General features: G+C 37.8%; 9 protein-coding genes. 7 read left to right on the top strand and 2 right to left on the bottom strand.

What is annotated here, in order from left to right; all coding sequences use genetic code 11:
* Positions 1-247: 247 nt before the first annotated feature.
* Positions 248-1,666, bottom strand: coding sequence for a tetratricopeptide repeat protein (locus JOD82_RS08520; RefSeq protein WP_209948237.1), 1,419 nt, complete (start codon positions 1,664-1,666; stop codon positions 248-250).
* Positions 1,667-2,048: 382 nt separating this feature from the next.
* Between JOD82_RS08520 and JOD82_RS08515 the strand changes: the two genes are divergently transcribed.
* The 4 genes from JOD82_RS08515 to JOD82_RS08500 all read left to right on the top strand — a co-directional run bounded on the left by JOD82_RS08515 (position 2,049) and on the right by JOD82_RS08500 (position 9,897).
* A complete protein-coding gene (locus JOD82_RS08515) occupies positions 2,049-3,497 on the top strand; it encodes a hypothetical protein (protein ID WP_312887684.1) in 1,449 nt (482 codons plus the stop codon).
* Positions 3,498-4,657: 1,160 nt separating this feature from the next.
* Positions 4,658-5,863: a hypothetical protein gene (locus JOD82_RS08510; protein WP_209948233.1), complete on the top strand. Its 1,206-nt coding sequence runs from the start codon at positions 4,658-4,660 to the stop codon at positions 5,861-5,863.
* Between the two features lie 1,051 nt (positions 5,864-6,914).
* On the top strand, positions 6,915-8,225 hold the full coding sequence (locus JOD82_RS08505) for a PhoH family protein (RefSeq protein WP_209948231.1): 1,311 nt from the start codon (positions 6,915-6,917) through the stop codon (positions 8,223-8,225).
* A gap of 25 nt (positions 8,226-8,250) precedes the next feature.
* Positions 8,251-9,897: a stalk domain-containing protein gene (locus tag JOD82_RS08500; RefSeq protein WP_209948230.1), complete on the top strand. Its 1,647-nt coding sequence runs from the start codon at positions 8,251-8,253 to the stop codon at positions 9,895-9,897.
* A 698-nt stretch (positions 9,898-10,595) separates the two neighbouring features.
* On the opposite strand, the gene JOD82_RS08495 is transcribed toward JOD82_RS08500, so the two are convergent.
* Entirely contained in the window at positions 10,596-11,522 is a 927-nt protein-coding gene (locus JOD82_RS08495; RefSeq protein ID WP_209948228.1) for a hypothetical protein, read from the bottom strand.
* A gap of 609 nt (positions 11,523-12,131) precedes the next feature.
* Here JOD82_RS08495 and JOD82_RS08490 point away from each other — a divergent pair.
* The 3 genes from JOD82_RS08490 to JOD82_RS08480 all read left to right on the top strand — a co-directional run bounded on the left by JOD82_RS08490 (position 12,132) and on the right by JOD82_RS08480 (position 16,524).
* On the top strand, positions 12,132-12,353 hold the full coding sequence (locus JOD82_RS08490) for a hypothetical protein (RefSeq protein WP_312887671.1): 222 nt from the start codon (positions 12,132-12,134) through the stop codon (positions 12,351-12,353).
* Positions 12,354-12,370: 17 nt separating this feature from the next.
* Positions 12,371-13,405, top strand: coding sequence for a stalk domain-containing protein (locus JOD82_RS08485; RefSeq protein ID WP_209948224.1), 1,035 nt, complete (start codon positions 12,371-12,373; stop codon positions 13,403-13,405).
* A gap of 191 nt (positions 13,406-13,596) precedes the next feature.
* Entirely contained in the window at positions 13,597-16,524 is a 2,928-nt protein-coding gene (locus tag JOD82_RS08480; protein WP_209948222.1) for an Athe_2463 domain-containing protein, read from the top strand.
* The last annotated feature ends 49 nt before the right edge of the window (positions 16,525-16,573 follow it).

Raw genomic sequence — 16,573 nt, 5'->3', positions numbered from 1 at the left:
TTGTACATAAGGTTCAGAGCTATTACTAAATGTGAGTAACCCGGTATTAAGACCATAAATAAGAAACTGCAAGCGATCATGGATAACACCATCTTTTTCTTACCCCACCTTTAAATAATAACTTACCTTGCGTTTAGAACAGTTTACTAAGCCTACTTACATTTAAGCACCTCCGTGTTGTACATTGGGTTCGATTCCATGACTTTGAACATATGGTTGAAAAGATACGGTTAGCAAAAACAAGAAGCTACTCGCAACGATTAACATGGCCATTTTTTTCAACATTTTTTTCCCACACCTTTTCAATGAGATTGTAGAACTTAGTTTTGACTTCAGGAACCGTATGGGATTTGAAACGTACAAACAACCCCATACAATTTATAAAATACGTCTCATTATTTAGTGTATGCGCTTTTACCATTGAACAAAACAAAAGATTAAAACCATCACTGTATGTGCCCTGATTTAAGTAATAGTAGGCTAATTCGTAACCACACCAAGCGTAATAATCCGGTACCACTTGTTGAGTATACATATCACCTGACACTAATGGTTGGGATAATGACGCAATGTCTTTTTCAAAACGTTTAATTATATGATGTACATCTAAGTTGTATTGGTTAGCAGCAATCATAATGTTCAGTAGTTGAATAATCCGATCTTCTTGGGTTGTATCTACCGACGCATCAATATAATCAACATAATCTTGTAATACATTTATATCACCAGATAAAAGTGTATTCACAATAAGATTAGCTTTTGCCCAGTGTTTAAACAAGCCGATCCAGTGTTGAGTATCCTCATCAGTCTCCTTAACCCAATCCAATTCTTCGTAGGCGTATGTATATTGTAAAGCTCTCTGATAATCGCCTTGGGCTTCACAGACACTGGCACACAACAGGTCGGCATAGGCTATATACACAAACATGGGGCGACTTAGATTTCTGATAGCCTCATCGTATTCCCGACTCTTGTCATGGTGTTTCATTGAATATTGGATTTCCGCTTTAGCTCGCATTTTGCGAGATACCTCATCAACCTTGTCCCATTTACGTAAAGACCTGTACACGTTTGCCAAATCCTTCAATGCGTCAAGCTGGTTTACTTCATTCAAACGCTCAACATAAGGCTCAAACAGTATAGCAGCTCTTAGATTACGGTTTTGGTCCTCACCAATTTGAATCATAAATATACGATATTGACAGACGGCTAAGCGTTCCGAATGTTGATACTTTTCCGCTTCAGCTACACCTTCATAGAGTATTTGCGCGGCAGGGTATTGCCCCTGTGAATAAAGGTTTTCTGCAATTTCAAATAGCTTAGGGCAATACAGAAGATTGTCCATGATGGCTCCAACCACTCGACGAATCGAATCAAACTTTTCCAACTCCACACAACGATACAAAAACGGCTCAATACGCCTCATATTCGGTGGGTGATCAATGATGTAGTTTTCTATGAATAAATCATAAAAGTAGCCTTCTGGTAAATCCATGGCTTCAGTAATACGGTCAAGCTGATTAATTGACATCGACTTGTTTCCAGTCACAATGGCACTTATTATTCCTCGATTCATACCTGACATTTGCCCAAATTGTGCTAAATTCAACCCTTCCTTCTTTAAATATTTGTCTAATTCTGTCCGTATCGTAGGTGTTTGCTCCATGCCGTATCCACCTCTCGCATAAAAATTCCAATAATTTTAATTTCATCCTCTATTTTCGACTCTAATTAACCAATTGTCAATATATTATGCAACTAATGTCAAATGCGAGATTTTCGAATAGTTTACATGAAAATGTGCTGGTGTGACTATATGTTGGCTCATGATTTTGTTCTATTGGTCAATGGTCTCCAGGCAAATTAGCGCAAAGAATTATAAATATACGTTTTTACTTAAAGTAAGATAACCTTATAGAGAGCTAATTTTTGTATCTTCTTCATTCGTTTCTAAATATAATGCTTCTGCATTTGAGAAACTTCTAATCATCTATGCTATTCTTACCAATCAATATATTCTTACTTTATGGTATGATAACCACATGGAGGTGTTTCTTTTGAATGAACAACGCGTACCTCACTATTTTCTCAATCAAGTCGTTACTGAATTAGGAGAAAAATGTGAGGAACTTTTTAATGAATTAAATCAAGGAAATATTCGTGATTTTCTCAAAGACATTATTTCCTACGAATTTACTCCTACAAATACTAATGAAATTCGAAGAATTACTTATAAATATACGCAGGCAACAAAAAAAAGATGGTATGAATCTCTTTCTCAAACCGTAAACTCAAACAAAAAGTCTGCGAAAAACACAGAATTAATGAAAGAACTTGAACTGTTAGAAAAATTGGTTGAAATGTATGGTCCCGCAGAACTTAAAAAGTTACACGATGTAGACACCGTTAGTGCTTTGTTACAAAAACGATTAGATGAGGTGCTGAAATGGTCTGTTGACAAGGATTCACGCCTTTTTGATTATAAGTACATACGCGACAAAACCCCTGTCCAAATCCAAAAAGCGATTCGGTCAGATGCGATTATCATCGTCGCTGATATCTTAATCAAAAATTTCGATGGTAACCTCAATAAAATCATCGTGGATCAGCCATTAAAGTATGCTGACCACCCTGTTAGCAATGCCGGTTTAACGAAAATGAACTTAACGGATAAAAGTGTAGTGATTGATAACAAGGTGCATTTCATTAGCGAATATCAACCCGATGAACACTACTCTCTTTTAACCCTGGTGAGTCAGGATATCGTTAGTGAAGAAAAAATCTTGCGAGCGATCGACAATACAGATTTAAACATATTTCGTTCGGTTATCTCCATGCGAGATCGCAAGCTGTTTTTCGAAGAACGCAAAGTGTATGTGACCATTGGCGATTTGGTACGCAATACTTATGGGTCAGATAACAAGCAGAGCTATGATGCCGTTAAAGAACGTTTAATGAAGATGGCTAATGTAACTTTCAATGTAGTAGATCCCAATCGAACTTTGGTATTCGGCATTTTTGATCGCTTGGATATTCAACCTCACGGTAATGGTGAGATTGCCGAGATTACGATAAACGAGGAAATCCACCAAAACTATGTTAAAGGACAAGTTATCCGTGCTTATAGTGATAGACTGGGTGCTTTTGAAAATAAGGCTTCACAAAGCTTAATTTTCCCTCTGCAAAAAGAACGCTTTTTATGTTATTTTAGGCAATCTGGATATTCGTCGGATTTTGATTACACCTACTTCATCCATAAAGTTCAATTTCGGAGCAAACGTAAAGATGTTAACTTATCAATCATCGAAGAATGCCTACAAGATTTTATCAATCATAAAGTAACCGTTGAATCTTATGTACGAAAAAAAGATACTTTTCATATTACTTTTCTTCCTGTTGAACCTTATGAAGTCGCTGACTTACTTGGAAATCAGGAGCTTACACATTTCATTGAAGATCTTGCACCGGAACAACTTAGTCTTCCACTTGAACCATAAAAAACCACTAACCAAGTGGTTTTTTTATTTTTATATTCCTTTAAGCGGGAATATCTTGTTATAATGATGAGTTTTCGAATACGGCATGATCAAAAACTCTCTATGCCGCTCATCTCGTTGCTGGCATTCTATTACTCACAATCAATATGTTAAGAAAACAAATCTTTAGCTCGTTTTTTCTCGTCCATTTTTCCGCTATTTAAATTAGCTATTCTCAATTTTACCTATCTGCTCTGATGATCAATATATCAGTCAAAACAAACGGTTTAAAAAAATCGCCTATTTTTCCGCTATTTTATGAATAGACTCGTCAGATTCAAGACAAAAATATCGTCCGATTCTCCGCCTTTTTATTACAATACCTTCAGATGAGTCACAAACATTGTTAAAAATTTTATCCAAGACAACAAAATGTTAGATCAATGATCAAAAAAATCGCCCATATCTCCGCTTTTTACGGATTATTGATTTGTTTGAACACTACCTTTTAATTAATTCGTCCATTTTTCCGCTAATTAAAAAAAATCGCCCATTTTTCCGCTATCTATCTTTCATGCTCATCAAGCAAGGAAATTTTTTATGGGGAAATAGACCTATATTTAGCGTTAAAATCACCCTAATTCGCCCAAGTCTCCGCTAATTGCCTTTCTATCTAAGGAGCACTTTTTCTCATCCACAATATGACTAAATATTTCGCCCAAATTTCCGCTTGTTTTTTTTATATTTTTTTTTCTAACCATAAAAATCCTTATACATCAGGTCTTTTATAAAAACTCGTCCATTTTTCCGCTAAGAAACCAAGCAAATATTTTATTGAACAAACAGGCTTCGACGTTTTTTCGCCTAAATTTCCGCTATTTACCTATGTATTTACCGACTTTATCCACAATGCTATAATATTCGTGAGTCTAATAGATTCTCTATTTTACATATATCTGTGTACCGATCTAACATACAACAATGCAAAAAAGACCCAACCTCACAAGTCTAATAAGTGGTAAGTTTGGCGACTGGCACTTTTTAGACTTCGAAAAATCGGGATCTGTTTTTGCTTCTTTAAAGATGTGTTTTTATTATAACACGCTACGAAAAGAAGTGAAAGCCAGTTCCCTGTATTTCCTATACACATTTTTTGGGTTGGAAATAAGGAGTGGCTATCCATGAAACATCATCGCAATCTATTCGATGCACGATCCCTTCAAAACGACACCCGTCTGCTTTTTAAGCTCAAATTGTTACTTGGCACCGTCTGTGCTTATGGTGGAGAAATCCCGTTAACGAACGCTGAGCTTGCCAAACGTATGGGAACTTCCAGCTATCGCATTTCCGTTCTCTTGCAAAAATTAGTTTGCGAAGAGATTGTTCACTATGACATTCGAGGTAAACTTTTTTTCAATCAATATGTTTTTATCAAAGAAAACGAAGATATAGGCAAAGACGATCTGTATGCCAAAAATTTCGTCTTTTTCAATTCGGAAAGCTTTCTCCAAGAAGATCGCAACGTGCAACGTCTCGTTCTGCATTATGTGGGCAAAGAGCTGGTTTACCTCCCTGGAAACTTTCGGTGGGGGCATATTCATGATCTCTATGGACCCTTAGGTCTACTTAATATCCGTACACGAAAAGAAGCTTTAGCCGTTTTAAAAAAGGCTGAAAAGTATCTTAAAATGAAAATTTACAAGGACAACTTTCAGGTGCTAAATGTGCATCAGGAGTGGTTGGATATGGGCGAAGTCTACTCTGAAGGTGCTGAGTTGTGGGTCATGAAGCAACTAAAAAAGCATCGTTTTTGTTGTGATTTTTTATCCCGCAAAGCCGTTTGGCAAATAGCTAAAGTAATGGAAGACTACTATGCTAAATTCGACTACGAATATGCAACCGAAATTTTCGATACAGCTCTCTTCCAAATTCAGAAAAATAAAATGCGCTCTCAAAACTTCTTTAAACTGATCTATCGTGAAGATGACGAATACATCGTTAGCGATGAGAAAAATGAACTGGATGAGATTAGTGCTTATTTTCGCGCTGTAATGGAATCTGCCGAGCTTAATTATGCCGTTCAGCTCTCCTTCGATCTTCATGAAATTAATAGGAAAAAACAATTGGCGGAATCCAACTTATTCTCTGATAAGCAGATTACACAAAGAAACCAAGAAGTTATTCAAGAAGCAAATCAGCAGCGTGAAAGAGTATGGGATAAGCTTCGCCAAATAAATCGCCACTGGCTTGATCGTTTTCGTCAAGATCCAGAATGGTTTATCAAGCATGCTTATCAAATCAAGTCCCTGCCCGATCCGATTTTAGAGATCAAAACCGAAATTGAAAAAGCTCTCTCCAAACAGAACCGGAAAAATTGGGCAATTTAATTTAGCAGCTACAAGCAGGCTTATTTGCTATGTCTGAATTGTCTTTTTTCGAATTCATCCAATAAAACTAACAGTGGCTTACATCCTTATGAGGCGACTGTTATTTAGCATGCCTTCATTTCCTCGTTTCGCCCCCTCCTCAAAGTTCTTTTTCGACTTTTCTTCATTCATTGAGAGAATTTGCAACCTTATCTACCAATCTTATCACTCTACAAATAGACAAAAAATAGATTTTTTCATTAAAAAGCTGTGGATAACGTTTTATGTGATGTGGTTAGTCAAATATGAATTGTTAATAAGGATCATGACTGCTGGGGATGATTCTTACATTCATGTGTAAATAGAATTCATTTGATTGGATTCCGTAGTTTTAGGCGTGCACGAATACTCAAGTCCTATGGACGAATAAACCGGTCTTCCATATCCAAATTCTTGCAACCCGAAAAAGCCTATAGCCGCAAGGGTTACGGGCCCCCAATTACGTCTCTAAAAAGGTGTTAAAAAAAGGTGTTATCTTTATGGTTTTAATTCATTGTTTTAAAAAAGGGTGTTAACAGATGGTGTTGAGGAAGGGTGTTCACAAGGCAGAAGTGCCATCACCACAAGATATGTAATACATCTGAAAGATAGAACCTCTCTTCTGCTAACGATACAAATAAGGCTCGAACTTGCTTCCACCGCAAAGTTATACCTGATCCTTTTTATCAATGAGATGATTAGTGCGTATAATGAAACATTCTATCGAGTATTAGCAAGAGGACGTCCATTTCTTTAAGTGGGGGGTAAATCGCCTTTTTGGGTTGTCTTTTGTTATACATGTAGATCGAAAACATGTTCATCCCAAGAGAATGATGATTTCGTAGTATGAATGTAAAACAAAACCAAAAAGCAATGCTATAGGAGTGACTTGGACACACTCAAGCGAATAAGGCTTCCTGTCTATAGGACAGGTTGAACGTTAATAGTAAACTTCGTGACAAAAAAGAATCCCCCACTTTCAAGTGGAGGGAGGGTTCAATTCTAAATTCAGATATGAGAGGGGATCTGCCTTTTGAAACTATTTACTCTTGATACCAGCGTACTCATTTATGACGTAGACAGCCTTTATAAGTTTGGTGAAAATGAAGTGATTATTCCAAGTATCGTTTATGAAGAGATCAATCATCTTAAAGATGAAGACTCTGAGCGAGGCTTTTATGCTCGCAAGGTAGCAGAGCTATTAGACAAACTATCCGAAGAGGCTCCACTACGCAATGGAGTCATGCTTGGCAAAACCAAAATTAGTACAAGCTATCAGGTGCATAATACAGCAATCGATAAGTCTTTCTTTATGAACAAAAACGATTACAAAATTATTGCTTGTGCCAGAAACCATAATGCTATTTTAATTACAAGAGATCGCATGATGCGTGTGATGGCAAGAGATTTTGTTGACGTAGAAGAATACAATGCAGATAAAGTGCAGGTTAAAGACTTCTATAAAGGGTATCGATTTATGGAAGTTTCCCCGGCTGAAATAGAAAAAATGTTTGATAACAAGCTTAAAAATAACTTTGGCTTATTTCCAAACGAATTTTTAATCCTTATAAACAATCAAAATCCAAAGCATACCGCCGTAGGCATCTGCAAAAAAGACCATATCCTCCCTGTTGATTTCAGTAAGCTGGACACCCAGGGCATTAAACTCAAGCTTACACCGCTGAATTTGGAACAGAAAATGTTAATGTATCTGATGCTGGACAAATCCATTACTTGTGTGACAGCGACAGGAAAGTCAGGCAAAGGAAAAAGCCTTCTGGCGGTTGATTATGCTCTTGGAGCTGTACAAAGCGGTTTGTATAACAAATTTATGTATACGAAGTCCACGATAGCTGTCGATAAAAAAGAAGAACTTGGGTTTTATCCAGGCGACTTAGAAGAAAAATTAAAACCACATCTTCAGCCCCTATACTCATCCATTGAGTTCCTCTTCAAAAAGGAACTTTATGGGAACGGAAAACAGCGCCGCTCGGTGGATCAGAAGGTAGACGAGCTCATCTTAACAGATCTACTCCGTTTCTATCCCCTTGCCAATATTCGTGGCATGTCCGTTGATGAAAAGATCGTCATGTTGGATGAAGCTCAAAATACCACGAATCATATGATGAAAAGTTTAGTCACACGAATCAATGACAGCTCCAAACTTCTCGTTACAGGTGACATTGAGCAAATTGATGATCGTAATCTCAACAAGTTCAATAACGGTCTCTCTCACCTGATAGAAGCAGGCAAAGAAGAAGAATTCATTGGACATATTTGCATGGACATCTCCGCTGAATCCAAACGTGGAAAACTTGCGACATTCGGTTCAATGAAGTTATAAACCAAACCAGAAAGGAGGTTATGTAGTGCTTAAATGGACACGGACATGGCTCCCTTCTCTGCTGGCGGCGATGCTATTATCAAGCATCGCCGCCAGCACTACGTCTCTAACTGCACACGCTGCTGATGAAACGGTGCAACAGGTAAAACAGGAGTTAACCTACGAGCAAAGCCGTAAAGCCATACAGGACGCTTTAGAGAGCTATAAGAAGGAGCCTGCAAAAGAATCACTCATTGGGGCAATTGATACTTTTTTAAAGCTACCAACATTGGAGGACTACCCGAAAGTTGAGTATGTTAACGATAAAAAAGATTTTGCCGAATCGATTCTTAGCGAAATCGGCAAAATGCCGAATGCTGCTGATCAAGTTGAACTTAAAACATATTTTGCTACACAAGCTGTAGACTTGATTTCGAATTCAAAAAGTTTTAATGATTATGCCGTCGCAAACAGTTTGATTAAATTGTTACCAGAGAGTCAAGAAAGAACGGATCTGGTAGCAAAGCTGGAGAAAGCAAGAAATGAATTACCTAAAATAACGGACGAATATATCGATTGGAATAATCCTCCTGAAAATATAAATGATTATTTGGATCCGATTCCGACGCCTAAATACGATAATTTTCCGCCCGAATTCAATAAAGAAGCATATGAGAAAGGAATAAACACTACGCCCATTCCATCCTTATCGGAGTATGATCGAACCGAAATGAATTATCGCAAGATCAACGGAAAGTGTTATAAAGTAACTGATTACTATAAGGATGGAAAGATTGCAAAAACAGAAAAAACAGTGCCGGATCAAACGGAATTGCTCTTCTGCGGTGCAATATCTGATTCAACAGCGTCAAATGCATCCACTTCCTTCCCAGGAGGCGGGTCTACTATTGGAGCAGGCAGCACTCCAACCAGAGGTGTTTTTAAGGGATTTGATCCTTACTCCGAAACGGCAAGAAGTAAAATTCAGAAGGAAGAACAGGCTGAAAAAGCAGCAAAACCTGAACTTATAACGATTCAGTATACCTTTGATAAAACTTCTGAGTCTCCGTATTATTACGATACTGGAATTTCTATTCCGAATAACAAGACCGTTACGTATGCCCAAGCCAAAGACGCCCTACTCATGATATCCATTCAAGCCAAAGGTAAATTCGTTGAAGATAAAGATAAATCCATTGCATTAATCGATGGAAAAATTATTCGAGTTGCAGATCATGGGAAGGCATTATCTTTTGATGAGTTTACTGCATCGTTTGATCAGACGAATGTGAGTGTTCGAGCATTGGATACCCGTAGTGGTGAACAAGTCGAAATCGCTGATTTGGTGGAAATTAAAGGAGTTCACTCCGTGGTTATTAAGAATAAAGAAGTTCAATTGAGTTCAAACGCTATCGTGGATAACTCGATTGTCCTCTTCCCGATCGAGCAGGTTGCGAAGGAGCTGGGTAGTTCCGTAAACAAAACAAGCAATAAAATGACCATTGTAAACGGAAAGAACACGTTCAACTATGAGGTTGGAAGTACAACGGTGCTGAAGAATGATAAAAAAATCGATCTTCAGGTTCCAGTTCGCGTTAACAAAAATGGTATTTGGATGGCTCCGATCCGCTCATTTGTCGATCCGCTTGGTTTAACTCTTGAAGTCTCTGATTCAAAAGTAACTATCAAGTAACACAAATAATAGAGACACCTCAGCATAGAGAGAGGTGTCTCTATTTGATTAATATGGCTCTAACGGGTCTGATTTCTTTGTTGATGTACTTGAACACGCTTTACAATTAACAGGAAAAAGGATTACTCCCACCGCCAAGTTTGAGTAATCCTTTTTAGACGATTTTTTATGCCGGTGATTCATTGTGCATTTTTCCACCAAACATAAATCTGTACCGTAGCCCATATAGCTGCGGTTATTTTTTTTGATCAAAGATAACGGCGTACTTATAATCATTTTTACATGTTTCAATTCTCTAAATACACTTTACCATAACGAACTAAATATTTCTACCTGATAAAAAATGATTGCATTAAGAAAAGAAAAATCCTTTACTTTTTGGGCACTTCATCCCCTGAGCATTTCTTAATTCATTTTGCTGGGGAGTTAGGATGAACAACAAATTCATATTCATCCTGACATCGGAAGATGCCTCAACTTAAAGCTAAGTCTATATCCTTCAGAGTTCGCTTCAAAGATAACACCATATTGTATTTGCTCTATATTTTCAGTGACATTTGTTAGTCCTTTGTTAGTTGCTCTTTCATATTCCTCTTTCAGAGCATTTGAAAAAAACAACAATTCATCATCCCTTATTTCAGTCGCATCAACCTCCTAAATGTCTCATTTAATCCGCTTGGTTTGTAGTCTTTTATTATCTAACCGAAATAATTGATCAGGGATCGTAACGTTTCTTCCTCAAGAACTTGATCCACTACATGCTTCGGTGTTTTTCCTCCAGCAACAGCATTCACAATGAAACATGTCTGGTGATGAATGTTGTCCAAAATGAAAATATCAGGATATTGTTCCAATTCAACTGCATACAGCAAGGAAGAAGCTTTTACATCCAGAGAGTGTTCTGAAAATCCAGGACATATGGAATAAAAAAAGTTTAATTTCGAATTAATACCTGTATCCAGGTAAATAAAATGATCTATTAATCTCAGCAGTTGAACCATTGCTACCCTCATGTTCATTGGAGAGTCCGTCTGAACCCTATCAATCACTGTTTTCATCTGCTCAAAAAGGATAAAAGCTACAGGTTTTTTTTCAAATATTAATCCCTTCATTCCGTGGAATAATTGCTCATCTCTGATACTTAGCTCTAAAAAATTAACAGCATGACAAAGTTCAGCAATGGGGACTTCCGAATCAATCGTTTCCATAACATCTATAGCAAATGCCTCATTTAATTCCTTTTGGTATACTTCCATTTTCCGCATTTCTTCGAATATATGGATATGACCAAGCGTATTTCCCAACGATTTGATTGAATCCGTAATCCACATTGGATACTCAATCGAATTGAATTTGCTAAATGATGGGAATCCCAAAATTGTCAATTTTGCATGTAATAACTCATGAACATATAATTCTCTTTTGTTGATTTCTGATGATTTTATAATAATATTGATCTTGTCTTTTTTTGGATAAGATGTAAGAGCGGATTCTTCCATATCACTTTTTTCGTAAAAAGAAATAGTAGTATTCTTGGATGCGGCGGCTGTGATAATTTCACTAAAAAAATCTGAAGATTTTATATCTGTAGGTGGGTCTAACGTTTTAATGTTGATCTCCTCCATCGTGCTTTTTTTTACTATACCAATAAGTCGTATCTTCCGGGTCGGTAACGTGGAAGCTTTACATTGATTTCCTAACACATTTATGAAGTTAGAGCTCATTCGGATATATATACTTTTCATATAACCGAAGACTGATATAAATAAAGATTAATTCTATAACAGAGCACTTCCAAAACAAAGGACTAAATCTCTCCGCAAAATTAATCACGCATACAACGACTAAACCAATCACGGAGCAGTAGAAGCTAAAAGCTATCAACAGAAAGCTGATAAAAGAACGGATTGTTTTTAAAATATGAATATAAATCTCCCCTTTTTTTGAAACTCCAATGAACTTCAGCTAACTTGCATTCTATCATAATTTTACACCATAATTATCAATAGTGTAAAATATAATTTACACTATATCATGTGGTCTATCTACGTGATGCTACTACTTCGAAGCTACATGTATAAATTGTGATGGTCATGCTGTCAGTTATGTCCGAAAGAGCTTCAAGTTGCAGGTCTTCTATGTTATTATTTCAACAGGAATAATCTACTATATACATAGTTAGTTCCACAAAAAAGGTGTTTATGGAAGCGAATTCGTTAAAAGGGGTGAAATCAGTGATTAACGCTGAGAGTATAATTAAAAAGCTATCTGACGAGCAGCTAAAACAAGCATATGAGGAAATCAAAGCATGGAGAGACAGCGGCATGTTAGAAAATGGTATTATCCGTGAAGTGCAGAACGAACTTCAATCTGCTAATGGATCCAATGTTAATATTTTTACACTTTCTGAACCTTTCCTATGGGAGATTTGCAAACGTCGATACGAGGAGATTTAAAACAAGGAGGTTTTAATATGAAAACAGAAAATATAAAAAAGGTAATGTTCGACTGGAGAACACTAACCATCGCATTTATCGTTGCTATCCTGGTTGTCCTCAGCACTTTTGCTGGCAATACCACCTCTCTTTACGTTAAAGGGAAGGATATCACTAAAAATGGCGAGCCTACTTATCGTGGTGGGGTGCTGTATTTGCCCGTTGAAACCATCGTAAAAGGGATGGGCGATACCTTTATCTGGGCAAAGAAACCATACATCGCGAACGTCACAACAAACGATGGACGAAAAATTGGAATTACCGTTTCTCAATCGACAGTCAATGTTGACGGAAAAACGGTTCCTGTTTCCATCATGGAAATAAAGGGCACAAAGGTTCCACAACAGGCGAAACCCGTTACGATTAACAACAGACTGTATGTACCTTATGACTTCTTTAAAAACGTGCTAAAGTACCCGATTGAAACCAAGAAAAACGGTACGAAAGAAATCATTTATGTAGGAAATACGAATGTGGCGACTCCTTCCACGCCAACCGCTGAACAGACACCGACTTCTTCCGTGAAAGAAGATCCACGCTATCCGTTCCCTAAGGGTTGGACGCCTCCACAGCTTCAATCGAAATGGTCTGCTGATAAACAGAAAAACATGGAGATTTTAGCAAACGAATTGGAGTTCAAGAATCTTGGTGCAGGTGCCAGCTATAGTCCTTATGGATTTGGTGCGTCTGCGATCCTAATGTCAGCACAAAATTACGAAGAATATGATACACGCATTCAATTTGATGTTTGGAAAGGTTCGAAGTATACAGTAGAGGATTACAAAATACCTTATATTGCAAGAGAGTTGTTTAAGCTTTACTTCCCGACAAAGTATAATGACATTTGGACGATTGTCGATAATGCCTACAATGACAAAAATGTAGACAAGTATCTCAACAAGATGCTTCAATACGATAATCGCCAAATTAAATTTATGATTGTCAAAGAATCGCTTGTGATCATCGTCGGTAAACCAGGCGTAAGTTATGATTCAAATTGGAAAGTAAAATAACTGAAAACGGATGTTATAAGAGAGAGGTTCATGTGAACCTCTCTCTTTTTGTTGTCTATTGGACTAATTAAATGAAATCAATTGATCTATAATATACAACTTTGGTAGTCAGACGGAGTCGGACTTCAATTCTATATGTTTTTATTTCAAAACAATCATAATGAATTAAGAAAAGGAGGGAGCTAAAATCGATGAAGAAATTTAGAGTGATAAGCGCCTTAGCATTGACTGCGCTTATAGGTCTTGGTTTAACGATGTCTTTTAACACAGATACGATAAAAAGTAGTGCTCTGGGTAACGTACGTAAAACGATCCCCAATTATACAGGACGGGATCCCAGTGTAGACCCACCCTACTCATTTCGATTTAACCCAGCAGCCAATACTCCGCAATCCGAATATTACGGTGGTTCAAAAGTGTTTTATGAAGAGCTCTACCGTGGACAATTTCTTTGGTACTCTAAAGTAAAACCAACGGACGCTACTGAAGCAGACAAAGATATGACGACCATGTATGAAAACCGTTTGCGAGTGTGGGGGAAAAACCGAAGTGATTGGTTGGTTAATAAAAGTTATAGTTTAAACTTAAAAACGGGTCAATCTGAACCTGGTAAACAAAACTATACTCCGGGGGGAACCACTTATATGGTTTCGGGTCCTTACGCGGGTAAATATTTAGAATGGCGATATCTCGGCTACGCCTTTGACGGAAGTCCTGTAAACAATCCATATTTCCCGCCCGATATCACACCTGAAAAGTGGGAACCTTGGACCAAAAACTGGATTTCAGAACCATGGGATCAAGGATTAACCGCTGGAACAGAGTATGATCAAATGAATGAGAAAGTTCAGTGGTTTGTGGATTACTTTTTCCCTGAAAATCCGAAATTTAGACGTGCATGGATGCCGATTGAAAAAGATGCCGCAGATTGGGCGAAAAAATTTACACTCCAAACGGACCCTACTCGATCGACAGGAATTCTGACTGGATTTCATGTTTCAAATGGTAACACGTATTATGCAACCCTCTTAATGAAAACGCCAGCTCAACCGAATTTACGAATGGTTGAATACTCTGTTTATGATAAAGAAACAGGCAAGTTGGTTGGGAAACAAACTATGAATGCGAATGACAATACAGATATGACGGAAACTCGGAAATACTACGATCAAAATGGCAAAGAGACGAATAAAGGAATCATTGAGCAAGGGAAAACCTATGTCATTAAAGCCAAGGTTAAAAACATGATCGTCAAGGGGTTGGATGGAAAGAATACGACCTATACTCCAATCCGTCTGAACCAAAAATATTCTTATGACCTGACTTCCCATGAGATGGGACAGTGGGATGAAGAATACGGAAACTCTGTCTTAACAACAAAACCAGAAACGACAATTGCTTATGGAAAAACCGTTGATTTTTCAAATCAAAAAATGGAGGGTGAAAGCGAAGAAACATGGGAATATACTGTGCCACCAATGGTCAAGAAAGAGATTGTCTTTCATTCGGATATTGTAGAAGGTTTTAAAAAGAAACGGGAAAATACTTGGGCTCAAGACGATGTAGGTCGTTTACGTTTCTTTATTCAACCTGAGGACATCGGGACTCCTGATGAAGCCCTCTTGATTGACGCTAAGGGTGTTCCTGTTGAACATGTCGTCCCTAAAGAACCTTATAGTTTGCGTTTTTATGTAGACAAGGTACTGGGCGAAAAATCAGTTGGCGACCCGAAGGATCCGAGCAATCCTTATGCAAGTCTCCAAGTCGTGGTAAGTGACAAAAAGACGAGCAAAACCATAACGGCTGTCGCAAAGGAAGTCCTTACTCCTAAGGGGAAACGAGTTGCAATCGATGTGCCGAATGCGATTACGCCGCAAACTTCGATCATTGAAGCTACTTGGCAAATTCCACAGAAACATCGTGACAACAACCAAAGTATGGATCCATCTAATGATGGACCACACAAGCATATGTGGGCTTCGGACATTAATATTAGTGTGAGCAACTTCAATATTAAACCTTCATCCTTTATCCTTCCCGCAGGCAAAAGTTCGTCAAACGAAACATTGACCTTTGATTTCAACATTTTGAGCGAAAATGCTGAAAATCAGGATAAAGATATTGACGTGGTGATCAGAAAAGACGGGCGCGTGATCTGGAGAGATACGGTCTCTGTACCTGCCAATCGCAACTACACAATGCCGATGGTTACAGTGCCAGGCATTGATGTGCGTGAAGGGGAAAACGTATTTACAGTCGAAGTGAATCCTCAACCAAGAAAATGGATTGAATTCTTGAGTAATGCAACAGACCCGAATCAAGTCTACAAAGATAATGTGGCGACGAACTCCATTATGGTTCACAAAAATATACCAGCTCAAAACTGTCAGATTTTGAATAACCAAAACAACTGGACAACCATACACTATATTCGTGAGTGGCATGGATATCGGGAGTATACGGAGCACGGTAGTTACTGTGTAACAACCAGTGATCGACGCTGGACAGAGAAAATCAATTACTACGAACGTTATAAAATTACAAACGTATTTTTCCGTAGTAAGCTGACAAAAGACCAAGCCCTTCGAGATGGTAACAACGGAGATGGATGGGTTGATCTATTGAATGGCAAAGCGGGTGAAGTAAAAGCGGGTTACGGATTTGAAATTAAATACGTGGTCAAATACCAAACGAACACGTATACAGATTCACCAAAACCTTGGAGAGCGGACTGTAGTGGGAAAACTGTAGACCCTACTCACGGAAGCTATGTCGATGCACCCAATACACTACAAGTTACGATGCCGTTTAAGGATACGTCAGGTCAACCAGTAAGATATGATGCAACGACAACATCCGAATCAGGAAGTTGGGATAACTTAACCCAAAACTATGAAATGCCAGTACGTAAGGCATTTAACCTGAAGGATACCCGAGAAATCTTTATTAACGAAACTGCAAAAGATGGAGAATATCCGGTTCGCATTGATACCTACAGCTATTTCTATGGTAGTTATGATAAGAAACCAACTTCAAAATATCTTTGCGATTATGTCATTGTAAAGATTAAAGTCAATGGTAGTGATAAGGATGATGTGAAAACTCACCTCACACAATAATGACCATACAAAAAAGAGAGTCAATTAATTGGCTCTCTTTTTTTGATAC

The organism is Paenibacillus sp. 1182, assembly GCF_017833915.1.
GTDB lineage: Bacteria > Bacillota > Bacilli > Paenibacillales > Paenibacillaceae > Paenibacillus > Paenibacillus polymyxa_D.
The sequence above is the reverse complement of the archived record's forward strand: the minus strand, read 5'-3'. Positions and strand labels throughout refer to the sequence as shown.

Coding starts and splice junctions, on each gene's coding strand:
- JOD82_RS08520 (WP_209948237.1), bottom strand. CDS start 1,666: ATGGAGCAAACACCTACGATACGGACAGAATTAGACAAATATTTAAAG.
- JOD82_RS08510 (WP_209948233.1), top strand. CDS start 4,658: ATGAAACATCATCGCAATCTATTCGATGCACGATCCCTTCAAAACGAC.
- JOD82_RS08495 (WP_209948228.1), bottom strand. CDS start 11,522: ATGGAGGAGATCAACATTAAAACGTTAGACCCACCTACAGATATAAAA.
- JOD82_RS08485 (WP_209948224.1), top strand. CDS start 12,371: ATGAAAACAGAAAATATAAAAAAGGTAATGTTCGACTGGAGAACACTA.
- JOD82_RS08480 (WP_209948222.1), top strand. CDS start 13,597: ATGAAGAAATTTAGAGTGATAAGCGCCTTAGCATTGACTGCGCTTATA.